General features: G+C 40.3%; 17 protein-coding genes and 1 pseudogene. 14 read left to right on the forward strand and 4 right to left on the reverse strand.

Annotated features, from left to right (window positions below):
• The 8 genes from RDO37_RS10220 to RDO37_RS10255 all read left to right on the forward strand — a co-directional run.
• Positions 1-267: hypothetical protein (locus RDO37_RS10220; protein ID WP_308499005.1), on the forward strand; the 267-nt coding region annotated here is incomplete at its 5' end.
• Between the two features lie 252 nt (positions 268-519).
• On the forward strand, positions 520-2,169 hold the full coding sequence (locus RDO37_RS10225; protein ID WP_027940330.1) for a CTP synthase: 1,650 nt from the start codon (positions 520-522) through the stop codon (positions 2,167-2,169).
• A gap of 145 nt (positions 2,170-2,314) precedes the next feature.
• On the forward strand, positions 2,315-2,617 hold the full coding sequence (locus RDO37_RS10230) for a septum formation initiator family protein (protein WP_027940329.1): 303 nt from the start codon (positions 2,315-2,317) through the stop codon (positions 2,615-2,617).
• A 313-nt stretch (positions 2,618-2,930) separates the two neighbouring features.
• Positions 2,931-4,205, forward strand: coding sequence for a 2-C-methyl-D-erythritol 4-phosphate cytidylyltransferase (ispD, locus tag RDO37_RS10235; RefSeq protein ID WP_308499006.1), 1,275 nt, complete (start codon positions 2,931-2,933; stop codon positions 4,203-4,205).
• A gap of 154 nt (positions 4,206-4,359) precedes the next feature.
• Entirely contained in the window at positions 4,360-5,271 is a 912-nt protein-coding gene (locus RDO37_RS10240; protein WP_308499007.1) for a restriction endonuclease, read from the forward strand.
• Between the two features lie 63 nt (positions 5,272-5,334).
• A complete protein-coding gene (gene ispF, locus RDO37_RS10245; protein ID WP_308499008.1) occupies positions 5,335-5,808 on the forward strand; it encodes a 2-C-methyl-D-erythritol 2,4-cyclodiphosphate synthase in 474 nt (157 codons plus the stop codon).
• Between the two features lie 326 nt (positions 5,809-6,134).
• A complete protein-coding gene (locus RDO37_RS10250) occupies positions 6,135-6,623 on the forward strand; it encodes a DedA family protein (protein ID WP_308499017.1) in 489 nt (162 codons plus the stop codon).
• A 226-nt stretch (positions 6,624-6,849) separates the two neighbouring features.
• Positions 6,850-8,313, forward strand: a complete 1,464-nt coding sequence (locus RDO37_RS10255; RefSeq protein ID WP_308499009.1) for a peptidoglycan DD-metalloendopeptidase family protein — start codon at positions 6,850-6,852, stop codon at positions 8,311-8,313.
• 351 nt (positions 8,314-8,664) lie between these two features.
• On the opposite strand, the gene RDO37_RS10260 is transcribed toward RDO37_RS10255, so the two are convergent.
• The 4 genes from RDO37_RS10260 to mutS all read right to left on the reverse strand — a co-directional run bounded on the left by RDO37_RS10260 (position 8,665) and on the right by mutS (position 14,825).
• Complete coding sequence (locus tag RDO37_RS10260; protein WP_308499010.1) at positions 8,665-9,654, reverse strand: hypothetical protein; 990 nt, start codon at positions 9,652-9,654, stop codon at positions 8,665-8,667.
• The gene (locus tag RDO37_RS10265) at positions 9,651-10,772 is read right to left on the reverse strand and encodes a DUF3696 domain-containing protein (RefSeq protein WP_308499011.1); all 1,122 of its coding nucleotides are present in this window, start codon (positions 10,770-10,772) and stop codon (positions 9,651-9,653) included. Before RDO37_RS10265 ends, RDO37_RS10260 begins: the two co-directional genes overlap by 4 nt.
• Before the next feature lie 5 nt (positions 10,773-10,777).
• Complete coding sequence (locus RDO37_RS10270; protein WP_308499012.1) at positions 10,778-11,863, reverse strand: DUF262 domain-containing protein; 1,086 nt, start codon at positions 11,861-11,863, stop codon at positions 10,778-10,780.
• 61 nt (positions 11,864-11,924) lie between these two features.
• Positions 11,925-14,825: a DNA mismatch repair protein MutS gene (mutS, locus tag RDO37_RS10275; protein ID WP_308499013.1), complete on the reverse strand. Its 2,901-nt coding sequence runs from the start codon at positions 14,823-14,825 to the stop codon at positions 11,925-11,927.
• Positions 14,826-15,181: 356 nt separating this feature from the next.
• On the opposite strand from mutS, the gene RDO37_RS10280 reads away from it, so the two are divergent.
• The 6 genes and pseudogenes from RDO37_RS10280 to clpB all read left to right on the forward strand — a co-directional run.
• Positions 15,182-15,706: a CinA family protein gene (locus tag RDO37_RS10280; protein ID WP_308499014.1), complete on the forward strand. Its 525-nt coding sequence runs from the start codon at positions 15,182-15,184 to the stop codon at positions 15,704-15,706.
• Positions 15,707-16,298: 592 nt separating this feature from the next.
• On the forward strand, positions 16,299-17,378 hold the full coding sequence (gene recA / locus RDO37_RS10285) for a recombinase RecA (protein ID WP_044121950.1): 1,080 nt from the start codon (positions 16,299-16,301) through the stop codon (positions 17,376-17,378).
• Between the two features lie 339 nt (positions 17,379-17,717).
• Positions 17,718-18,236 (forward strand): regulatory protein RecX, encoded by a 519-nt coding sequence (locus RDO37_RS10290; RefSeq protein ID WP_308499015.1) that lies wholly within the window; start codon positions 17,718-17,720, stop codon positions 18,234-18,236.
• A 1,719-nt stretch (positions 18,237-19,955) separates the two neighbouring features.
• Entirely contained in the window at positions 19,956-20,927 is a 972-nt protein-coding gene (gene rluD / locus RDO37_RS10295; protein ID WP_303074932.1) for a 23S rRNA pseudouridine(1911/1915/1917) synthase RluD, read from the forward strand.
• Between the two features lie 246 nt (positions 20,928-21,173).
• Complete coding sequence (gene pgeF, locus RDO37_RS10300) at positions 21,174-22,022, forward strand: peptidoglycan editing factor PgeF (protein ID WP_308499016.1); 849 nt, start codon at positions 21,174-21,176, stop codon at positions 22,020-22,022.
• Positions 22,023-22,617: 595 nt separating this feature from the next.
• A pseudogene (gene clpB / locus RDO37_RS10305) lies at positions 22,618-25,188 on the forward strand (ATP-dependent chaperone ClpB); the annotation flags it as partial.
• Positions 25,189-25,990 lie beyond the last annotated feature (802 nt).

The raw sequence follows: 25,990 nt of genomic DNA on the forward strand, positions 1-25,990 counted from the left end.
GCTGCAGAAAAGAGAGGTCGTGGACGTCCACGTGGTAGTCGAAACAAAAGCAATCTTGCATTCGAGAACAGTTTTGTTGGCCCGATGCCTGACTTGTCACGTCTTCCAAAGAAGAAAGCAGGGCGACCAAAAGGATCTACAAATAGAGTTAGCAAAGAGTTTAAGATGAACTTTATCGGCCCAATGCCTGATTTATCACGTCTACCAAAGAAAAGGCCTGGTAGACCGAAAGGAGCTAAAAACAGAAAAAACCTTATGCTCAGTTGAGCATAGCTGGACATGAATCAGTATGACAATTTATGGTATTAAACTTAAGGCTGGTAATTCTTATCGCTAAAGACTACAGCTTCAATTTATTTACTGTAGGACTTGCTAAGCCTTATTCAAAAGTACTGTTTTATATAGCTATTGCAAAGTTCTCATTATTCAACTAATTGTGAGCATAGTTGCATTTTAATTGTTACAGCCCATTTGTGATACAATACAAGATTGTACTTAGCAACAACAACGGAGCTGTTCATGTCTGCTACACCTTCTTCTGCAAAGTTGATTTTCGTTACTGGCGGCGTAGTTTCCTCCCTTGGTAAGGGCATCGCAGCTGCATCATTAGCAGCTGTTCTGGAGGCTCGTGGTATCAAAGTAACAATGATGAAACTTGATCCATACATCAATGTTGACCCTGGTACTATGAGTCCTATTCAGCATGGTGAAGTGTTTGTTACCGAGGATGGTGCAGAGACCGACCTTGATTTAGGTCACTATGAGCGCTTTATTCGTACAAAGATGTCTCATCGCAATAACTTCACTACTGGTCGTATCTACTCAGATGTGATTCGTAAGGAACGTCGTGGCGATTATCTTGGTGCTACTATTCAGGTTATTCCTCACATTACCAATGCAATTAAGGAGCGAATCCTGGCTGGTGCAGAGGGAAATCAGGTCGCAATTGTCGAGATCGGTGGTACTGTAGGCGACATTGAGTCATTACCTTTCTTAGAAGCTATTCGTCAATTAGCTGTAGAGATTGGCCGTGAGAATGCTCTGTTCATGCACCTTACCTTAGTCCCATATCTTGAGACTTCTGGCGAGGTTAAGACTAAGCCAACGCAGCATTCTGTCAAAGAGCTGCTATCTATTGGTATTCAACCGGACATCCTTATTTGCCGTTCAGATCGCGTCATTCCTGGTCATGAGCGTCATAAGATTGCAATGTTCTGTAACGTACAGGAGCGTGCAGTTATTTCGCTTAAGGATGTTGATTCCATCTACAAGATTCCAGCCTTATTAAAGAGCCAATACTTAGATCAGTTTATTGTCGATCGCTTTAATATTGAGTGCAAAGAAGCCGATCTTAGCGAGTGGGAGCATGTTCTCTATCAGCAGGCTAATACCGTTGGTGAAGTCACTATTGGTATGGTTGGCAAGTACATTGAGCTCCCTGATGCATATAAGTCAATCAACGAGGCTTTAAAGCACGGTGGTCTTAAGAATCAGTTATCAGTTAACATTCGCTATATTGACTCTGAAGATGTTGAGTCACGTGGCGAGGAGTTGCTTCAAGGTATTGATGCTATCTTAGTTCCTGGCGGCTTTGGTTCTCGCGGAGTAGAAGGCAAGATTATTGCTGCACGTTATGCACGTGAAAACAACATCCCATACCTCGGCATTTGCTTAGGTATGCAGGTCGCTATCATTGAATATGCTCGTAACGTAGCACATCTTGATAATGCTAACTCTACAGAGTTTAACAAGGATACACCTTACCCTGTTGTTGGCTTGATTACCGAGTGGATAGATGAGGATGGCAATGTTGAAAAGCGTTCTGATCAATCAGATCTTGGTGGTACTATGCGTTTAGGCGCACAGCTTTGTCACCTTAAGGCAGGCTCAAAGGTTCGCGAGCTTTATGGAAAGGATGACATTGTAGAGCGTCACCGTCATCGTTATGAGGTTAACAATACTCTTATCTCCAAGCTTACTGATTGCGGCTTAAATATCGCAGGTTTATCTACTGACAATAAGCTTGTTGAGATTGTTGAAGTGCCTAGCCACCCTTGGTATGTTGGTGTTCAGTTCCATCCAGAGTTTACTTCAAACCCTCGTGAAGGCCATCCATTATTCAAGGGTTTCATTGCTGCAGCTAAGAAGTATCAGGAACAGCATTCATAAGCTAAGTACTACTGTTTAGTTTAAACTACAATAAAGGCGCGAAGCTATGCTAGCGCCTTTATTGTATGTACAGAAAATGAGTATTATGCTAGATGCCTATTGAATATACTCTTTTATATGCAGCCGTTAACGTTACGGAGCTTCTATGAGACTCGTTTCGCTAGTTCTTTTTGCTATAGCTTGTTTTCTTGTATATGACATATATTTTGGCCACAATGGAATTCAAAAGTATAAAGAAGTTGAAAAACAATTAGAAAAAGAGCAATTATTAACACTACAGCTGCAGCAAAAAAACCAGGATATTGCAGATCAGATTAATGATCTTATGCAGGGTTCTATTGCAGTAGAAGAACTAGCTAGAAGTGAACTCGGATTAATAAAACCAAATGAGCGTTTCTATCGTGTTTTAGCTACTGATGAGAAGATTCGCTCAATGAATATTTATTAATGCAGAAGTGTGCCTAGTGAAATTCATGTTGTGGCTAAATGTAGAGTATATTAAGAAAATATAAATATGTTGTGCATAATATTTTCTTAGTTAATGGCGAGCTTAATTTTAATTAATAATATAGAATAAATTCTAATCCTGATTATTAGTTATTACCTGATAATGTAGAATCAGTTCCTTTGCATATAGAACAAAGTAGGAAGAACCCTATCTTTAGTAGCTTGCCAGATATCGATTTTAATGAAATACAAACAGTGCTAGAGTATTCTGAGGAAAGTGGATTTAAGTTTCCTGCTCAGAAATAGAGGGTTGTATGTACGTTGAAGTGAAAAGCCCTAGTAGTGGCCGCCAGTATGTTTATCTTAAGCGTAGTGTGCGTGTTGGAAAAAAGATTAAGCACATTACCGTTGAACGTTTTGGTGAACTACAAAAGCTTGAACTAACGTACCCTGGCTTTGTAGATAAGCTTACCAAGATGTGCCAAGAGGGTAGTGACAAATTATTCTTGCGTAAGCTTATTTCATTCGAGCGTGGCATCGAGCAAGCCTTGCGTGCAGACCATGATTTTGTCGGAAAGGATGCTTTACCTAAGCAAAAGCAAAGTGCAGATAATGAAAGTGACACTGCGGAAGTTAATGCTTCTTCAGTTAAATCATCTGATAATCCTGAGCAATCTTCACCAGTTTTATTATTTTCTGAGGCTAGAAGCCGATTATCCGGAACTCAGCAGGAGCTGGTCTCATTAGCATTCAATTCAGAGCATAATCCTGGGGAGCTTATTGAAAAAGGTGCTCTTCATAAGGATTATGCAGATATTAGTGATGCAAGTGACAGTACCATTACTGACCGTGAGAGTTTGATAAGCGATGGTTTTATTGATGCTGTCGTCGTTGCTGCTGGTGTGGGTAAGCGCATGGGGAGTGCAGTACCTAAGCAGTATTTAAAACTCGATGACAAGTGTATTTTAGAGCACACTGTTCTCAAGCTTTTAGTAAGCCCTTATGTGCGCAGAGTAATTGTGGTAATCAGTCCTGAGGATGAGTACTTCAAGTTTACCTGCTTGGGCGATCTTAATAGGGTTGTGACTGTTCCTGGTGGTAAAGAACGCGTCGATAGTGTGTTATGCGGTCTAAAGACCGTTAAGACGCCGTGGGTTATGGTGCATGATGCAGCACGTCCGTTAGTTTCTTTATTTGATATCGAAAAGCTTTTATATAGCGTCGCTGATGGTCTCAACAAAGGCTATCAGGGAGGCATTTTGGTCTCAAAAGTTGCTGATACACTTAAAGAAGGCTCTAAGGCAACTGTAGATACAGTTGAGCTACCTTACGTCCGTAAGACAGTTGATCGCTCTAAGATGTACCGCGCACAAACCCCGCAGTTTTTTAGAGTTAAAGATCTTATCAAGGCGATAAATGAGGCGCTTAAAACTCATCCTGAGTTTATTACTGATGAAGCTTCTGCTATGGAGCTTAAGGGACATAAAGTCATGCTTGTAGAGGGCAGCACGCTTAATTTCAAAGTTACAGAGCCTGCTGACCTTCTATTGGTAAAAGCATTAATGTCTTATTGTGCACCAAATCTTTGATGGTTGTGTTGGTGTTAACATATGATATATGGGCATTACTAACGTGAAGTTGTCGGTATGTACACTGTACATATTTTGGGGGTTATAGCTTGTTAATAACAATCCTCCATTCAACGTGTTACTATAATAAAATTGCAATTATTTGGGGGAGTAAATGGACGTAGATTTAAGTAAGTGCTCTTCAGATGGAAAAATCGCATATTTGATTAAGCCAATTCTTTCAGTATTAAAAGAAGCAGGTGGCAAATTAGAGCGAAGAGAAATAAAAAACAAGATTTGCGAATTAGATGAGCAGATTGCTGTTTTCTCTGAAGTCACTAAAACTTCAAAAACAACTGGTAATACCTACAAGGAATTTACGTTCAAGTTTAATTTTGCTATTCAAGCGTTATCCTTTGTTAAATATCTAACCTATTCAAAAGGAAGCACGTCTATTACTTTAACTGAACGTGGTCTTAATGTTGATTTAGAAGAGATTGATATTGATAACGACATCATCAATCCATGTAAAAAAATATGGAATAGACCATTTATTAAAAAAACAGAAAGTAAATGTGAGGAGTCTACAGTTGAATATGGTGATGAGGCTAGTTCTGCTGATCAGATTTTGAGTGATTTCAAAGAAACTCTTTTGCAAGCAATTGCAGTGATGAGTCCAAAGAAGTTCGAGGATTTTTCTCGCGCTTTATTAACTAAAATGGGAGTTTCTTTTACTGAGCGTGGACTGCAGATCAGTAAAGACGGTGGCATTGATGGCTATGGTTATCATAAAGATAATAATGACTTTAGAACCACTAGAGTAGTTATCCAATGTAAACGATACAACGCCATACCTGTAAGCGCACCAGAGATAAATCAATTTTTGGGGGCAATGGATAAGTTCAAGGCAGACTATGGTGTATTTATTACTAATGGTCGCTTTACAAAAGATGCCAGAGAGGCATCACGCGCTGGAACACCTATAACCTTGATTGATGGTAATGATTTAGTTGATTTAGTGATTAGGTATCAGCTGTTTATTACCCCTGTTACGACCTATGTGTTAAATGACTTCTATTTGAATTAAGTGCTTGTACATAGGATACGCATTGTTTTGGCTTATTGTTTAATTTGTGATTAAGGGGCCTATATGAGAATTGGTCACGGTTTTGATGTGCATCGCTTTGGTGGAGATGGGCCATGTATTTTAGGAGGTGTGGCAGTTCCTTATGAGTTTGGGCTCGTTGCGCACTCTGATGGAGATGTGGTATTGCATGCGTTGTGCGATGCTATCTTAGGAGCCCTTGCTATGGGCGATATTGGCCAGCTTTATCCAGATAATGATGATAGCTTTAAGGGTATTGATAGCAGAGTACTGTTAAGAGACGTTGCCTCACGCATGTTTGCAGCTGGTTATAAGATTGGCAATCTTGATATTACAGTTATGGCACAGGCCCCGAAACTAATGCCGTATGAGCCAGGAATGCGAGCTAATATCGCTAGTGATTTGCAATGCGACTTATCTCAGGTGAGCGTTAAAGCTACTACTACCGAAAAGCTTGGTTTTGTAGGTAGAAAAGAGGGCATTGCATGTGAAGCGGTAGTGCTTCTCATTCAAGCCTAATTCTTATTTAGTATGATGCAGAGCCGACTACGTAAGCAATGAACAATTATGCTTTAACTTACGTATGCAATCGCTCTTAGTTCTGACTTGCACAGTCTTTGTTAAGAGTATGCGCTTGCTATATGCTAATGCAGCTGTTGTTGGCATATATCATCATTTGTTTACCTTAATTACAGGGCAAGTTTGTGAAACTAAATCTTTTTTCGGGCCTTTACGAGTTATGCATCAAATTAGCAAAGCACCCGAAAGCCCCATGGTTTTTAGCTATTAACTCATTTATTGAGTCTATTTTTTGGCCAATTCCGCCTGATGTAATGCTAGCTCCTATGTGTTTGGCGCGACCAAACAGAGCCTGGCATTATGCAACTGTCACTGTTGCAACTTCAGTTGCCGGTGCAGTGGTTGGATACTATCTAGGTTATTTTATTTACGATCCTTATATTGCAGATCTCATCAAGTGGCTCAATTATGAGCAATCCATGGCCACCGTACGCAATTGGTTTATCATGGAGTACGGTATTTTGATGATTTTTGTTGGTGCATTCACTCCTGTACCATATAAGGTCATTGCAGTGACAACAGGTGTGGTTGCTGCAGAAAGCGTTGCGGCTACTGGCTCGTCAGGTATGCTGACAATCATTAACTTTGTTTTAGTGTCCTTAGTTGGTCGTGGCCTGCGCTTCTTCCTTGAAGCTGGCATCATCAAGTTTGGTGGTGAGCGTATGGAGAAGGCGATCAGTCGCTATATTGATATTATTGGCTGGGCATGCGTTGCTTTAGTCGTGGTTTACATCGCATATAAGATGATCGTGTAGTCAAGCTTTGAGCAGATGAGCTTAGTCATGGAATCTTATGTGAATCTCATGTAAAGTGTATGCATAGAACTTATAGTTATGGATGTCATTCCATAACTATCGGTCTTGCCAAAGGTATAGCCTTAATTGGATGAGATCTGGTGTGTTTTATTCATGAGCTATTAGAATGCTGCTCATGGTTAAAAATCTACAGTGTGCGTCTGTTTACAGTAGAGGTTGGTTTTTTGTGAAGTACACAGTTATGAATATGATGGTAATGTCTCTGTTAGTATCCTTAGTTACAGGATGTGAGACTTCAAATCAGAATTACAGCCACTCAGGCCGTGTTGTTGATATCACCAAGACCTCATCAGGACAAACTACAGTCAATCGTGGAACCGGCCCAGTTACCACTATGGGCAATAATGGTATTTATGAAGGCGGTGTTACAAATTCGGCTCCAGCTCCGGTTGTAACTGACAGTGCTGTTGTAGAGACTCCGGTATACGAAACAACTACTGTTTACAATCCAGCACCAGCACCAGCACCAGCACCAGCGCCTATTCCTGCTCCTGCTCCGCAGGTTAATAACGGTGGCGCTACCTTAATTGGTGGTGTACCAGATGAACCTGTGTACTCTAGCTCTACTACAGTGTCTAGCCAAACAGTAGCTCAAGAGCCTCAGCCAAAGCCTAGTGAAGCCTCTGGCAATTGGTTATTGGTTGATAGTGAAGCTGCCAATAAAGATGTCGCTGCTACTCCAGCTACTCAAAGTGCAATTAGCGGTGGTTTAAATAGCCCAGATCGTTACACTGTAGTTAAGGGTGACACTCTTTACTCAATTGCATTCCGCTATGGTCTCGATTATCACTCTTTAGCCAAGATTAACAATATTACTCCACCATACAACTTAGCTTTAGGCCAAGTGCTGGTGCTTAACTTAAAGGCTCAAGAGGCACCTAGCTACATCGTGCAAAGAGGCGACACTTTGTACTCCATCGCGCGTAAGAATAATCAGTCTGTGTCTTTCTTAGCAGGCGTTAACAATTTAGAGCCTCCATATAATCTTAAGTTAGGCCAGAAGATTCTTCTGTCACGTGCTGATGCAGGCGGAGGTGTTGCTCCTAATAAGGCTGGCACTTCAGTGCCAGTAGCAGGTCAGCCTCAAAGCACTACTGCTCAGGCTGGTACCTCAATTACCACCACGACAACTACTACAACAACAACTCAAAAGGGTAATAGCAAGCCTGCAACTACTGTAACCACTACTCAAACTCAAACTCAAAAGGTTCCAGTAAATGCACAGACTCCAATTGTTAACTCCAAGACTAGAAAAGTTGCAGGTGTAACCTGGTCATGGCCAACAACTGGTAAAGTCATTGAGCAGTTCTCAACTGCAGAAACGGGCAATAAGGGTATTGATATCGCTGGCAACCGTGGCCAGGCAATTCTCTCTGCTGCAGACGGTCAGGTTGTTTACTCTGGCAACGCTCTGCGTGGCTTTGGTAATCTCATCATTATCAACCACAATAATGAGTACCTCTCAGCATACGCTCACAATGACGTAATGCTGGTTAAGGAAGGTCAAAAGGTAAAGCGTGGTCAGCACATTGCTCGTATGGGTAACACTGATGCAGCATCAACTCGTTTGCACTTTGAAATCCGCTACCGTGGTCAGTCAGTAAACCCAGTAAGCTACTTACCTAAGTAATAAAATTTCTGAACCATTAAATAAATTAGGCAGATCAATTGATCTGCCTTTTTTATTTGAAAAACTAAAGTTAATTTAAGCAATCTAAAGAATAAATAGACGCTTAAAACCATGTTTTTTTAAGCTACAGAGGTAATCAAGAGTGTATCCAATATTATGTACAAATAAATTTATTGTGGAATAAAGGAAGCGCGTTTGCTAAGTTAAAAGGTATAACTTAATTTGCTGTTGTGGCTAGATATGTTGTGCAAATACATGGAATAGTATAGTTGCTCATGTTGTGACCATGACTTATTATTTGCCGACCTTGATAATTCTGCCACTAGTTGTAATGTCATACTTTAGGGGAAATTAATACTTCTTTGTAGATAAGTGAGTTCCAAGGTACCCTACGAATACTTGTTTATTCTTGGTATCGACATAAAAATATAATCTATAACCGCTTGATAATTTAATATGGTGTGTAAAGTATATCTCATCACCATCTGAAGAGTAAGCACGTCTTTCTAACATCATTTTCGGGTTGTTCTTAGTGCTTTGGGACTCATCGCTTATTTTATGGTTTAGACCCAGATCAAATAAAAAATCATCGCAGTAATAGTTGAATTCGCCTTTTTTAAGTTTTTCCGAAAAGGCATTAAGTACACTGAGTGACTCTTTAACTTCATTCAAGACTGTCATAGTCCCGCTCCAACAAGACAATGTACGATAGATTTCGTCTTGTAGTAGTTCAATATATGGGAAATACTCATCTTTGTGTTGGAGAATATCTTTGGCAGTTTGAAGGGAGTTGTTTCTAAATGACTCTAGTTTAATCTTGTGAAAATTAACAGAAGCGCAATTGAAAAGATTTGGTATGATTACATTTTCTAGCTGATATTTTTCTGGGCTATTGTGTATATCAAATTTCCAAGCAGAAATTTCATTTTTACTCCACAAATCTGATGATTTAAAACTAATCAGAAGTGTATCTTTAATATGTGCTGCTACAAGACATTCAAGGGAGTCAGAGTCTTTGTTTAACTTGATCTCTATGCCTTCTGAGATGTCAATTTCTTTTTCATCCTGAAGCATTGGAGTGTTTAGCTCCAAGGATTTAACTCTAGTTTTTAATTCTCTGTTGCCTTGATCTATTTCTTTGAGCCATTGAGAAATTAAGTAATTTGGCGCTACTTCTATTTGGTGAATTTTAGTTCCCATATATTCATGACAAAGAAGAATAGGTATGCCAAATTTTGTAATTTCGGTATAGGTTTCAAAGAAATATTCTATGTTATTCAATGCATCATGCTTGCTTTTGAAAGGTAAAGAATGATGATTAAAAATAACACTAAAGCTCATAATAATGCATCCAAGTCATTATCCCACTGATCCATAAAACCTTTAGGCCAGTGACTAAGTCTTCCCTCACTATCAATTTCAGCCTTTGTTAGAGAAGAGAAACATTTATTTCCATCGCGATCACGTTCAAGATAAAAAACAGAAGTTAAATCGTTCTTTATAACTCCTTGCTTTATGGCTACTCTGATTCCATTAAATATATGATCAGAATGTGTCTCTAAAATAACTTGTGCGCCGTTAGAAGCTGCTGCTGCGCATAGCCTACCTATTGTAGATTGTGCATATGGATGCAGATGCGCTTCTGGATTTTCTATGATAATTAAGTCATTAGGTTTAGAGCTAAGAAGAACTGTTATGACAGGAAGAGCGACAGATATGCCGAAACCCACATTCTTTGGCTTTATATTGTTAGTAGACTCATTACCTTGATTAAAATCTACATAGTAATTCAAGACAGCTTTATTCGTTCTAACATCTTTAACAGCATCTACTTTAAGATTTGGCGAAATGTCAGATAACCAAGCATTTATGTTGCTACTTAAAGTCATATCTATAGCAACTGGGTGTTTTAACTTTTCAGAAGAAAGCAGCATACCTGGGTTGTTATGTAAAAAATGAGGAACGTACTCTCCTCTTATGCCAACTGAATTTAACCTTTGAACGTGGTAGTTAGAGCAGTCATAGCTATCCTTTGGGCCTTCTCGATCAGCTGATAAATATCTTAAATGATTGTTAAAAAGACTAAGCGTAGATAATATATTTGTGTCATATGTATCATATTTATCAGAGCTGATGAGAAAATCGCTTGAGTCTTCGTACTTGAAAGAAAAAACATTTTTATTTGGCAGTTCATCCCATCTTACAATAAAAGAGATATTTGACCCATTAACGCCATAAGCAAAAGCATCACTACCTACACCAATTTTGGCGTAGTCACCGTTAAGTAATAGCCCATCTTGCAAAACGTTTTTATCAAATGACTGTCGTAAAAGTAATAGGCTTTGGATAAATGAGGACTTTCCTACGCCATTAACGCCTGCAATTACGTTTAAATTGCTAAGGTGGAATTGTTGGCTTTCAAACGCTTTAAAGTTTTTGATACTGATAAACTTGAGCATATGTATCACTCTATGAGCAGCTTTAAAAATATTCTTTGAGTATTAGTAGTTTGGTCGTAATGACTAATAGCATACGGATTTTCTTTCTTATATTTCTCACATATTGATATTAAAGTACTATGAGAAAATATCTGCGTATGTAGTTTTACTTGATCCCATTTATTATCTGGAATAATAGCAAATACTGGCATACACACATCAAAGAGCATATGAGGGTCAAATTGTATGCCTTTCTCCATCCATTCAGTCTCAAATGGATATTTCCCATATATGCCAATAAATCTATCAAATGCTTTATTGAAAAGTTTTCCAAGTTCATTTAGTGAGCGATCGTCAAAGTTGTTAATGTCATAAATGGCTGCATTTCGCTGTAGTTTTTCTTCAATAGCAGACTGCTCACAAAATGATTGGTGTATGCGTAGTGACTTAAAAAAATCCAGTATCTTTATGTATGGATTGTGCCCATCTAATTTGTTACAAAAGATTGAGTTAATTTGTGGCTTAAATTTATCAAAAAACTCCCAAGTTTTTGGTGTTGCTTGAGCGAAAATTAATTCAAAATCGCTTGTGTTATATCTTTTTCTATTTGCGTTAGATCTTTTTCTATTTAGTCTTTGATAAATAGAATTGATGCTAACAAAGCTGCCAACTTCAGCAATCCTTATTACAAAAATAGTGGCCTCAAGTAATCGTCTCTGAGTTGCTGGTTGTAAATCGGTAAAATACTTTCCTTCAAGATGATGTAAAAACTCTACTTTGCTAATTTTTAAGTTTTTATCAGTGATAAAGCTCTTTAGTGCAATAAGTCGTTCTAAACCATCAATTACTGCCCAACTAGTATTGTCACTCACATTAAAATATAGTGGCGGTGTAGGGAATCCTATAATTAGGGATTCAATGAATTTGCTTTGTTCATCCAAATCCCAACTAGGTTTTCTACATCTTTGAATGTATTTTAAGTCAATAGATTTATCTGAGATGTATGAAATAACATTTCCAACAGAGCATACATCTGATGATGTAGATACTTTAGAGTGTTGTATATTTGATCTACAAGGCCATAAATTAATGTTGTCTAAAGGCTGTGTCATTTGAGTTTTAAACTTAAAGGTTAACGCAGTTGGTTATATTTCTTTAGTACCAGATATTCCTTTACTTGGCAATATTTTCTTTGAGAGAGCTCAAAGTGTTTAGGGCCTGAAGTGGGGTTAGGCTGTTAAGGTCAATTTCTTTGATGGACTGCATGAGGCTTTGGGCTTTGGACAGTTCATCTTGAAGTGCTGCAGCTTGGGCTTGGACTTCGATGAGTTTGGCCTCTAAGGTTGCCTGTTTCTGTTTTGCATCAGCTATTTGAGATGCAGGAGCATTCTCTGTTGAAGCATTGTTGTCTGATGCGTTGTCTAAATTACCTAAATCGTTAGTGGCTAACAGTGGTGGAGTAAAGATGTTGGCGTTATCGAGCTCCTTGGTTCTGGCGATGTAGAAGCCAATTGCCTTTTTGGTGATCTTTACAGGAACGCCTGCAAGCTGTGCTACCTCAATGCCGAATGATCTTGATTGTCTGCCCTTTTCTGCTTGATAGAGGAAGACAATCTTGCCATTGAATTCTTTGGCGTTGAAACAAAGTTTAAAGGCGTTAGGGTAGAGCTCTACTAAAGTAGTGACCTCAGCATAGTGAGTGGCAAACATAGTCTTAGGATGAATGTCTTTAGCCAGATACTGCACTATGGCTTCGGCAATAGCAGAGCCTTCTGCGCCAGATGTGCCTCTACCAACCTCATCCATAATCACCAAGGATAGATCGGTGGCGTTGTTGAGAATGGTAGCAGTCTCTTCCATTTCCACCATAAATGTAGAACGGCCTGATGACAGATCATCAGATGCTCCAATACGGGTGAAGATACGGTCAATATCACCAATTATTGCTGACTTGGCCGGCACAAATGAGCCAATACGCGCCATGATGGCAATCAAGGCTACTTGGCGCATGAAGGTCGATTTGCCGCCCATATTAGGTCCAGAGATCACTGCTAAGTTACGCTTAGGAGAGAGTTCTAAACTATTGGCAATAAATGGGGTATCACTGATCGCTTCAACTACAGCGTGACGACCTTGCTCAATCTTAATGATGTTGTCGCTGCTAAGTTCAGGACGAACATAATGATGCTCAAGTGCACACTTAGCTAAAGACAGGGCAGTATCAATAACAGCTACATTATGAGCAAAGGCACTTAAATCTGGCAGGTGCTTAATGAGTTCCTCTACAATTTGATCGTAGAGCTCTTTTTCAAGCAACAATGCTCTTGTTTTAGCTGAAAGAGTTTTATCTTCGAGCTCTTTAAGTTCAGGAGTGATGTAGCGCTCAGAGTTTTTAAGAGTCTGTCGTCTAATATAGTCAGCTGGTACCTTATCTGAGTTGGCTTTAGATACCTCGATATAGAAGCCATGAACGTTATTAAATCTAACTTTTAAGGAGCTTATTTCGGTACGCTCTTTCTCGCGCTCCTCGATCTTCATAAGAATACGTTCAGATCCTGACTGCAGTTCTCTAAGTTCATCGAGCTCAGGGCTATACTCAGAGGCAATCACACCGCCATCACGCACTAATAAGGCAGGCATTTCGGCAATAGCTTTTTTAAGCAGCTCATAAACCTCATCTAGTTTTGGCAGCATTTCGGCCTTATTGATAAGTATGTCGCGATATTTGTCGTTCTTTGTGCCTGAATTTATTGTGTCTTTTGCTGAGCAAGTGTCCGGTGCAACTTCTTCTGAGGTAGTTACATCGTCCGATGCTGATACAGTGTCAGCACATGCTGATGATGATGCTGGTGCAGGTGCTGTAGCATTGCTATTGTCAGTGTTCTCGTATTCACTAGATTGTGCGCCTGCATCGCTAGTCTGCTGTATGCAGGTACGTAACAGTTCTTTTAGTTCTGGAAGTAAAGAGAGAGAGTCTCGTAAGGTAGACAGATCGCGAGGTTTTGCTGAGCGTAATCCAATTCTAGCTACGATACGCTCTAGATCACCAATAGAAGAGAGTAGCTCGCTAAGGTCAAAGCGTTTGTTAGCATGCGATAAGGCCTCGACTAAATCTAGACGGCCTTCAATTTCAGTATTATTGCGCAGTGGGTTTAACAGCATGTTTCTAAGCAGACGTGAACCCATGGCAGTTGAAGTTTTATCTAAAACTCCAAGCAGGGAGCCACGCAGATCACCAGATAGGCTTTCGGTAAGCTCAAGGTTTTTACGTGCAGCTCTATCAATTATTACAAGAGAGTTGCTCTCTTCTAAGGAGATGGCTCTAACATGTTCAAGATCAGTGTTTTGCGTGCTTTTAACGTAGTTAATCAAAGCTGCAGCTGCACAGATACCGCTATGTAATTTATCAACACCAAAGCCATTAAGACTCATGGTGTTAAATTGCTTACACAAGGCTGTCACTGCATTGTCGTAATCAAAGTCCCATAGTGGTAGGGCCTTTCGACAAAGAATATTTTGAATATCTTTGTAGTAAGTGAAACGCTCTGGGTATAACAACTCAGCAGGAGAGAGTTTTGAGAGCATTACACTTAAATCTGCAAGAGACTGATATTCACTAGCGACAAATCTGCCAGAGCTAATGTTTAAATGTGATAGACCAAAGACACCCTTTTGCTCAAATATGCAGGCAATGATGTTCTCTTCACGCTCAGGTACCATACCTTCATCGGTGACAGTACCAGGAGTGATAATACGACTTACCTTACGCTCCATCATGCCCTTGGTAGTGGCTCTGTCACCGACCTGCTCACAGATGACCACAGATCTACCAAGCTTAATGAGTCTAGCGATGTAGCCATCGGCAGCATGGAATGGAACACCTGCCATGGGCACATTATTACGACGAGTTAAAGTCAGATCTAGTAAGTCAGAGATGACTTTAGCGTCGTCATGAAAGAGCTCATAAAAGTCTCCAAGCCGATAAAACACTAAAGTGTCTGGGTACTGTTGCTTGATCTCGAAGTACTGACGCATCATAGGCGTCAAAGAGGCTACATTGCTAACATCAGACATGATTACCGCCTTAGAAACTAAAACAATCAAAGCGCACTTATGCTTTTGTAATTAAGTGCGTAAATATTTGCTGTTTATCTCAAGTAAGCTAGTTACTGGCTATGCAGTTGTTCACTTTCTTGATCAAACTAACAATAGACGGGGTGTATTTTGTCACAGATTCTTGAATATGCACGGAAAGTGGGATAATTATCTTAAACGCTAAGATAAATGCGCTTTTTATACTGTTTTGTTGCAACAAGATCTAATTGATGTCTGTAAGTTATAAGATGGTAGTTGACGATGATCGCTGTATCACGAGCAAAAGAGCGTTAAGAGCTATCTTGTACACAAGTTTCACGAACAAGAGGTTAGGGATGGATAATACTATTAAGCTTGCAGAGCAGTTTGCTCAAGACTACGCTTTACATAAGCATGTATTTGCAACTGCAGAGTCTTGTACTGGTGGACTTATTAGTGCCTCTATAACAGCAGTATCGGGCTCGTCAGCTTGGTTTGATCGCTCTTTCATTACCTATACTAATAAGTCAAAGATGGATATGCTCGGTGTCAGTGAAGAGGCATTAGGCTCTTATGGGGCCGTGAGTGAGATCGTGGCATGTATGATGGTCAAGGGTGCACTTAAGGGATCTGATGCTGATATTGCAGTAGCTGTAACAGGTATTGCAGGCCCAACAGGCGGATCTCAAGAAAAGCCTGTTGGTACTGTTTATATAGCTTTTAAACGTCGCTGTGATGAACACTGCTTTGTAAAACGCCATCTCTTTGACGGCGATCGTGAACAAGTTCGCCACAGCACCGTTTGTGAGGCATTAAATGGCTTACTTACTTTAAGTGCCTCTAAATCGCTGCAAGAGGCTGGATATAGCATAGTAAGCTAGTTAAATTTATCAGCTATCATTTCACATATAGATATATAAGAGTAGATGTATGCTGATGTTGCAGTTCGTGCTGCTGACTTAGCTCAGGGCAAAATTTATCTTTAAGATCGCAGCAGTGCGTATGAGTGCTTAGTAGTGCTTTATAATCTGTGCTGCTAAGGTAGTTACTTTAACGATGATTTTGTTGTCATCATATAACTAGCATATAAATTTAAACATGCTAGGATATAAAGTATACTTTATATACATTTAATAGTGCGGGCGATGAAAGCGTCCTGTTCATTAAACTAGCTATATTCCCATGCAATGGCCTATAGATCAATTTTATATATAGCTACATTTGCTAAGAATAAAATGCTTATATATGAACAAGTACACTTAAAAAATATACTCGCAATTTAAAATATCTGTTTACAATCACTTAGTCACTGAGTATACTTACTGACAGTATATGTGAAACCCGAATTGAGGAAGATGTCTTATGGCAGTCGCAACTAAGACCAAAGCTAAGGAATCAGGTGCTACTTCAAGCAGCAAATTAGCTTCTAACTTAACCGCAGATCCTAAAAAGCTTAAGGCGATTGAGGCTGCAATGGAGCACATTGAGCGTCAGTTCGGCAAGGGCGCCATTATGCGTTTTGGCCAGGGCGAGCTTGAGGAGATCCAGGCAGTATCAACTGGTTCTTTAACTCTTGATCTGGCATTAGGCGTTGGCGGTTTGCCAATGGGCCGTATTATTGAAATCTTTGGCCCAGAATCTTCAGGTAAGACCACCTTAACCTTAGAGACCATTGCCTGCGCTCAAAAGCAGGGCTTAGTCTGCGCCTTCATCGACGCAGAGCATGCTCTTGACCCAATTTATGCTCGTAAGATTGGCGTTAAGATCGATGACGTGCTGATTTCTCAGCCAGATACTGGCGAGCAGGCTTTAGATATTTGTGAGACCTTAGTTCGTTCTGGTGGTATTGACCTTATCGTTGTTGACTCAGTTGCTGCTTTAGTACCAAAGGCAGAAATTGAAGGTGATATGGGTGACAACCACGTTGGTCTGCAGGCTCGTTTAATGTCTCAGGCTTTACGTAAGCTCACTGGTATTGTTAAGCAGTCTAACTGTATGGTTATCTTCATCAATCAGCTACGTATGAAGATTGGTGTGATGTTTGGTAACCCTGAAACCACTACTGGTGGTAATGCACTTAAGTATTACGCTTCTGTACGTTTAGACATCCGTAAGTCCACTCCAATTAAGGAGAAAGAGACTGTTATTGGTAATGAGACCAAGGTTAAGGTTGTTAAAAATAAGGTTGCTCCTCCATTCAAGACCGCAATGTTCCAGATTCTCTTTGGCTACGGTATTTCCAAGAATGGCGAGTTATTAGATCTTGGCGTGCAGTGCAAATTTGTTGAGAAGACCGGTGCTTGGTTTGCATACAATGGCAATAAGATTGGCCAGGGTAAGGCAAATGCTATCCGCTACTTAGATGAGCACCCAGAAGTTGCTGATGAGCTCGAGGCCAAGATTCGTAAGCACTTCAAGGAGAACTCAGACTACGAAGATGATCTACAGATCGGTACTGAGTCAGAGCCATCTCCAGATGCAGATATGGATGATTTACCACCTCTGGATCTTGAGGATGAAGAGCTCATTAACGAGATTCCTGAAGATCTCTAATTTAACGAATGTGCCTATTTCTAGCAGCTTGAGATCTTGGTTAAGCATAGCCATGCAAAACCTCGGATTACTTGTACAAAGTAGTCTTTCTCAAGCCTTGCACAAGCTCTTTTAAGACAGCATAAAGCGCTATTTTAAAAAGCTTTTAAGGCACTTATTCTTCTCAACGGCAGTCATAGCCAAAGCTGCAGCATTTTGCTGATGCTTTGGGTATGGCTGCCGTTGCTGTATTTATCTTATGTATTATGAGAACAACAGCTGCACAGGGTATAGAGCGCTTATATGCGTGAAGTTCAAGCAGCTTTCTTTTTTAGTTTTACCTAAGGAAGATCATTTACTATGTGGCAGAAAAGATCATATAGCGCTAAAAAAGGAGCATCTGCTAAGGAAAAAGAGCCTGATGCTAGTGCAGCTAATGCCCTCAATTACATGGTAGGTTTACTTGCTAAGAGAGAACACTCACAAAGTGAGTTAGAGCAAAAAGCCTTACGCCATTACACGCAAGAGGCTGTAGATGAGGCTTTAACAAAATGCGTGGAAAATGGCTATCAGAGTGATGAGCGCTATGCAGAGATGCTCGTTCGCCATATGCAATTTGCTTTATATGGTCCTAATAAGCTGCGCTATGAGGCTATGAGAAAAGGGGCTGATCTTTCATTAGTCTCAGATCAAATAGCCGAGGTTGATTGGGATGATCTTGCTTATGAAGCACTAGTAAAGAAGTATTCAATGATCGAACTAGATTATGCTCAGCGTAATAAGGCGCTTGCCTACCTAACTCGTCGAGGTTTTTCTCCTGCATCGTCAATTAAAGCTCTTGAGCGTATGAAACGTGAGCTTTCTGAAGATGAGTACTAGATTCATAGCATTAGTTTGATCTCAGACATACGTGCTAAGAAATATGTAGTCACTGTGATCTTTCTCATCATGACATGGGCAGCGTTTGTTTGCTTACATTGCAATTATGCAGCAGCCTAATCGTCAAGTGCCTTGTAAGATCTTATAGATAGTAGTGCTGTAATCTATCCTTATTATGGCTATTGAATGGGGAAGATCTTAAGGTATGGATTTTAAGGTATGGATCTTAAGGTATAGCCAGCTATCTTGATGAAATGAGTCGCTAAAGTGGCGATCGGTGATCTTTCTGTTTTTGTTATTGACGAACAGTAAGATTGTTTTTTTAGCTGAGGCAATGTTCTCCCTTAGCAAACTCTGAGGATGGCGTTTTTAGGCCATTGTTATGTTTTTTAAGATCTTAGAAAGGGCTGAGATCTTAAGTAAGGTTTTTTGAGAAGTTAAGATTGTGGCGATCGTGGCTAGTAAAGTGGCGGTGAATATTGAAAGTCGAGATCTTAAGTAAGGTTTCTTGAGATCTTAAGATTGTGACGATCGTAGCTAATAAAGTGGGGGTGAATAGTGAAAGTTGAGATCGCGGATAAGTGCCAAAGATCATAGGATTGTATGCTGTTTTTGGGGCGTAAATAAGGGCTTTGTGCGTAAAGATCAGTGTAAGCATGGAGATCTTTTCTTTGTTGTGTAGGGTATAATTTGATCGCTTGTTGAGATCTTGGTTAAAAGTCGGCCTGACTTTTGTATATAAGATCGCAAGATCTGCGATCTTGAGATCTTGGAAACTACGATCTTAAGATCTTAGATAGGCTATATGACTTATAAAAGTGTTTGAACTTGCCGCATGAGAGTGTGATCTTTTTTAAAAATTGTAAAGATCGCCAAAGCTCGGTAAGTCATTCATTATTAGCATATATCTGCCGTAAACTACGGAATTTGCCGCAAACAAGATAATTCTAGTAGTTGACTTCATACATTGAGAGATACAAGTATAGATTTCAATTAAGTAGATAGAGTAACAAGTTATCAGTGGTATAAAGCCATGACCTTGTTACATTGACCAGTTCAAACAAGCAAAGCCAAAGCCCTTGTCCTGGAGGTAAACTCGAAAGGACAGGGGCTTTTTTGTTAATATGTGCACAAGTTTGTAAAAGCTTGAGCTTTTCAAGTTCAAGAAACCTATATGAACAATCAAGGTTTTGGTTAGTGTCTGACCTTATCTTGATTTGACAAAGTATGTGCATAAAGCGCATTCGATTTGAGTATGAGACACATGAGATGCAGCTAGATCTAAAGTGATCTAAATGCATGGCATCAAATATCTAATACATAACATCTACGCTATATCTTAACTATCATTAAGATCTTACGAGTAAGTTAAGCACGCATTTCGGTGCGACGATTTGCATAGATCTGCTTATTTAACATAAGTACATGATGGTGTTGCTAAGAATCGTTAATTAAACAAGCTTAATTGTTCTATCTAGGTAGCACCTGGGTGGTAGCTTTGCTTAACTAAAAGAACATCGCTGTTTTAGCTTAAGCAAGGATTTAGTGCGTGTTCTTTTGCTTTGGTGCTAACAAGAGGCTTTTTCATGCCTATTTAAGTTTAAAGCTCAAGCATAGATGTTGACCCTGCAGATAAGATCTCAGGGAACTAAGCTATAAATGACTTTTATAGTTTAAGATTTAATTATTGCCTCTCTTGAGGTGTTAGCTGGTGAGAAGATGAGCGAAGAGATTAAGCTGCAAGTTACTGACGAGTTCCATGGTGTTCGATTAGACGCTGTTTTAGGCGGCATGATTGAAAACCATTCACGTAGCGCCTTACGTACTCTTATTGATGAGGGACGAGTGAGCGTTGATGGTAAGGTTGAGACTAAGCCAAGTATTAAGCTCTCTGCCGGCCAAGAGATCACTGTTCTAATGAAAGAGCCAGAAAGTCTCGATGCTCTACCAGAGGATCTGCCACTGAACATTGTTTATCAGGACGATGATTTGATTGTTATCAACAAGCCAATCAATTTCGTGGTTCATCCAGGTGCTGGTATTAAGAATGGTACCGTCATGAATGCCATGCTCTATCATTTCCCTCAAACAGCTACACTGCCACGAGCAGGTATTGTACATCGTCTTGATAAAGACACTTCTGGTCTCATGGTTATTGCGCTAACTCAAGTAGCACAACATCATCTTTCTAAGGCTATTGCTAAGCACTTAGTAGTTAGAGAGTACGAGGCTATTGTTGAAGGCGAGTTAACTGCAGGTGGCACCGTCGATGCTCCAATTGGCCGTGATATGAATATGCGTACACGCATGGCAGTTATGCCTGAAGGCATGGGCCGTGAGGCAGTAACTCACTATCGTGTTATGGAGCGCTTCCGTGCCCATACAAGATTAAAGTTACGTCTTGAGACTGGTCGTACTCATCAGATCCGTGTCCATATGGCATCCTTACACCATCCTTTACTTGGTGATACTCAATATGGTGGTCGTCGTATTAAGCATATTGCCGGCGCTTCTTTAGAGCTCGATGAGGCATTAAACAATTACCGTCATCAGGCATTGCACGCAAGCCACATTGAGTTTGAGCACCCAGTCACCAAAGAGATCATTGGCTTTGATGCCCCGCTTCCTGAGGAGATGACTCATTTGTTAGATCTGCTCCGTGAGGACTATGAGGCCAACGGCATCATTTAAGGTGTATAAGTTGCGCTTATTTTTGCATTAGCTCAACTGAATAGACGTAGATAAGACTTAATCAAATGATCACAACTAGAGTTAGGTCAACAGCTCTAGTTGCTTAAATGTGTAGTATGAGCATTTAAGATAATTGTGTTCATACTAATGAGTATCATCGAAAAGACACTTTTGTTTTAGGTGAGTTAAATGCGGTGCTCAGATGTGAGCTAAGCATGCCATGGTTAAGAAAAACAGGAGATCATCATGTCAGAGCTAAATATAAATGCTAATAGCAGTCGCTATGATCTCAAGGCATTAACAGATAAGGTTAAAAGCTGCCTTGTGAAAGAGCGTTACATGGTGATCGACTGCTTTAACAATGATGTAACCGCTTTTTATACCACTAGGCTTGGAGGCAATAGTGTTGCTCCATATGATAGTTTTAACCTAGCGCATCATGTGGGTGATGATAACGAGCAGGTGATGCAAAATAGAGCACTAGTTAAAGCTGATTTTGGGTTTGAACGCCTGTGCTTTATGGAGCAGACTCATTCATCAGATGTGACCATTGTTGATGAGTCTAATTTAGATACTCCGATCTTCAACTGTGACGGCCTAGTTACCAAGCTTAAAAAGACGGCTTTAGCCGTAATGACAGCAGATTGCTTGCCGCTTTTGTTATGCGATGAGCGCAATGATGTAGTTGCCGCAATTCATTGTGGCTGGAAGGGCATAGAGCGCAATATTATTGGTAATGCCATTGATGTTATGGAGTCGCTAGGCGCTGAGCTAAGCACCATTGTTCCATATTTAGGACCAGCTATTGGTCCATCCTCCTTTGAAGTAGGTCCTGAGGTTAAAGCTATCTTTGAGGCTAAGCATCCTGCACATTCACAAGCTTTTGTTCTCCGTGACGGAGTAAAGACTGAGCTTGGCGGGCCAAAGTACTTATGTGATATCTACAAGTTAGCCATTATCGAGCTTGAAAGCCATGGCGTAACTTCAAGACCTTTTGGTGGCCACTGCGACACTTATATGCAAAGTAAAGTGTTCTACTCTTATCGTAAAGAGAAAGTTACGGGTCGCATGGCATCCATTATCTGTCTAAATTAGTCGCTGAGTATCAGCTCACTTACGACCAGCATTACAGCCTCTTGCCAAGCATTTTAGCGAGGTGGCTTTTTTGATAGTTAAGGTTGAAAGATAAATCTTCAGAGTAAGCTAAAAATAAAGGCACCATCCATCTATCAAAAGGCGCTAGCTGTTCGCTCTTTAATCAGTTGCAAGCATAATTAACTTATTGCCAGTGCCATCAATTAGGCAGTGTTAAAAGCTTACATGAAACTCATCTGCCATAGGCAAGGTATGGGTGGGGTGGCAAAAAACTGTAGGAGTGTTTTTATATCTTCTGAGATTAGCCGTCTTAAAAAGCCATATGTATGCTAAGGATAGCTAGATATGGTTTGGCAAATATTTTTTTACGCTTTAGCCCTTTAAAAATGGTTACTCAATCCCCACATATTTAAGTGTAGGAAAGAGCAATATTAATAGCAGTGACAATCTCTGCTGCGTTTAACATTGAACAAAGTGCTAAAGACTGAAACTTGCTATTTAGATAAGCAAGTTTACTAAGCACTGCATCAATATAGTGGAAACGGTGGGTATGTTGTTCTTATCCTGATGATTTACTAACATTTGGAGGAACGATATGCGTTTGGAGCGTTTTACTGTAAAGTTTCAAGAGGCTTTATCTGACGCACAATCGTTAGCAGTTGGTCACGACAATCAGTTTATTGAGCCAGTACATATCATGTCTGCTCTGGTTAACCAGGAAGACGGCTCGATTCGTCCACTGCTGACATTAGCTGGCTCCGATCCACAGGCTGTAAAGATCCTGTTAGATCAGGCAATCAATAATCTTCCTCGTGTACAGGGTGTAGGCGGCGATTTACAGCTGTCCCCTCAAACAGGCAAGATGCTCAATCTGTGCGATAAGCTAGCACAGAAGAATAAAGATTCTTTCATCTCTTCAGAAATATTCGTCATTGCAGCAATGGAAACCGAGAATGACTTAAAGCGCATTCTCGAAAAGTGCAATTTAAACAAAGAAAAGCTGCAAAGTGCATTTGAGACAGTACGTGCTGGAAGCAACATCGACGATGAAAATGCTGAAACCACACGTGGTGCATTAGAGAAGTATACTATTGATTTAACTGCACGTGCAGAGCAGGGCAAATTAGATCCAGTAATTGGTCGTGACGATGAAATTCGTCGTACCTTACAAGTTCTGCAGCGTCGTACTAAAAACAATCCTGTGCTCATTGGTGAACCTGGCGTAGGTAAGACCGCAATTGTCGAAGGACTGGCACAACGTATTGTTAAAGGAGAAGTTCCAGAGGGACTGCGTAACAAGCGTGTGCTCTCTTTAGATCTTGGCGCACTGATCGCTGGTGCTAAGTACCGTGGTGAGTTTGAAGAGCGTTTAAAGGGTGTACTCAACGATTTAGCTAAGCAAGGCGGTAAGGTAATTCTCTTTATCGATGAGCTTCATACTATGGTTGGTGCTGGTAAGAGTGATGGCGCTATGGATGCGGGCAATATGCTCAAACCTGCCCTTGCTCGTGGCGAGCTTCATTGTGTTGGTGCTACTACCTTAGATGAGTATCGAGAGTTTATTGAAAAAGACGCCGCTTTAGAGCGTCGTTTCCAAAAGGTATTGGTAGAAGAGCCTAGCGTTGAAAGCACCATTGCTATCTTGCGTGGTCTTAAAGAGCGTTATGAGCTGCATCACCATGTGCAAATTACCGATCCTGCTATCGTAGCGGCTGCAACTTTATCTCATCGTTATATTTCAGATCGTCAGCTGCCAGATAAGGCTATTGATCTTATTGATGAGGCTGCAGCAAGTATTCGTCTGCAGATTGACTCTAAGCCAGAGCCTTTGGATAAATTAGATCACAAGCTGATTCAGCTTAAGATGGAGCGACAGGCCGTTGCCAAAGAGACCGATGAAGCCTCTAAAAAGCGTCTTGCCGTAATCGATGCTGATATTAACAAGGCTGAGACTGAGTACCAGCGTTTAGATGGTATTTGGAAGAATGAGAAGCTCTTATTAGAGGGAACTCAGAAATTCAAGGAGCAATTGGATTTAGCTCGTCATGAGTTTGATGTGGCTCGTCGTAATGGTGATCTTGCTCGTATGAGTGAGCTGCAATACGGCACTATTCCACAGCTTGAGCAAAAGATCTCTAACAGCTCTAAGGCTGAGGGAGTAAAGACTGAGCTCCTCAAAAATAAGGTAACTGATAACGAAATCGCTGAGGTTGTATCACGCGCAACAGGTATCCCTGTGTCCAAGATGATGGAGGGTGAGAGAGCTAAGCTGTTGCGAATGGAGGAGAACCTTCATAAGAGTGTAATTGGACAGGAAGAGGCTGTTCGTGCTGTCGCTTCAGCTATTCGCCGTAGCCGAGCAGGTCTGTCAGATCCTAACCGTCCAATTGGCTCATTCTTGTTCTTAGGTCCAACAGGTGTTGGTAAGACTGAGCTATGTAAAGCAGTAGCTAAGTTCTTATTCGATGATGTCCATGCTATGGTGCGTCTTGACATGTCTGAGTATATGGAGAAGCACAATGTGGCACGTTTAATTGGTGCCCCTCCTGGATATGTTGGTTATGAGCAAGGTGGTCAGCTAACTGAGGCTGTTCGTCGTCGTCCATATTCTGTTGTACTGCTCGATGAAATTGAGAAGGCTCACCCAGATGTGTTCAATACTTTATTACAAGTATTAGACGATGGACGATTAACTGATAGCCAAGGTAGAACTATCGACTTTAAGAACACTGTAATCATTATGACTTCCAACCTTGGCTCTTCAATGATTCAAGAGGAGAATGGTAAAAGTTCATATGAACAGATCAAGGAAAAGATCTTCTCTATCCTTGAGAAAAACTTTAAGCCTGAGTTCTTAAATCGTATTGATGAGACCTTAGTCTTCCATCCACTCTCTCACGAGAACATTCGTCAGATTGCTAAGATTCAGATGAATTCTCTTATCAAACGTTTGAAGGACGTAAACTTAGAGGTAGATTTTGCTGAGCATCTGTATGATTACGTTGCTGATGTTGGTTTTGACCCGGTATTTGGTGCCCGTCCACTGCGTCGTGCAATTCAAAGCCGTGTCGAAGATCCAATGTCTAAGATGATTCTTGCAGGACACATGCAGCCAGGTGTTAAGTACAGTATCGATATTAATGATGAGGGCAAATTAGTTTGCCAGTCAGTTCGCTACCGTACTGCTTCAGCTCAACAAAAAGCAACACCAGCCAATCAAGCTGCTCCATTAAATGGTCAAGCTCAAGGTGATCAGCTACAAGGGGGTAAGACTTCATCACAAGGGTAAAAGCTTGTGTATGAGGTAAAAGATCCAAGCTAGATTCAATAAGCTTGTAACGGTGCCTTCAATGTAGATATCCGCGATACAACAATCTTAGGCTTGTATTAATTAAAAAGGGCTGTGCAGATTTATCTGCACAGCCCTTTTTCAATTCATGCAGAAAAGACATGAATGCATTTAGTCTTCTTCTTCGTTAGTGAAGCAAGAAGCTTGTTATGCATAACTGATGGCTTATAGAGCGTCACATTCAGTATTTAATCAAATGAAATCGTGTTCATTTTGTTATGAATGCATGAAAATAGGGTCTTATAACAATCAGTTTGCGGTGAGTTTTAGACAACAAGATCATGTCAATTTGATTAAAAATGGCATTAATGCAATCAAAAAGTGCTGAGTGAATCAAAAAGTTTGAAAAAATTTTAAGGTCACAAACCGCATGTATACTGGGTTTTGTTAAAAAATTTTGAAGAATCTGTAAAAAAGATTAAAAAAGTTGTTGACGCGTGAGTTCAAATCATTAAAATACGTCCTCGCTGTAACGCACTAAGCGATGCAGCAAAACAAAAAAAAGCAAAGCCAAGCGCTTTGTAGTTCTTTAAAAATTTAGGTACAGACAATCTGTGTGAGTTCTTAGTTAAGGACTTTGAGTTTAGCCAACATACTTAGTATCTTAGTTTAAAGCTAC

This window comes from uncultured Anaerobiospirillum sp., from assembly GCF_902485895.1.
GTDB lineage: Bacteria > Pseudomonadota > Gammaproteobacteria > Enterobacterales > Succinivibrionaceae > Anaerobiospirillum > Anaerobiospirillum succiniciproducens.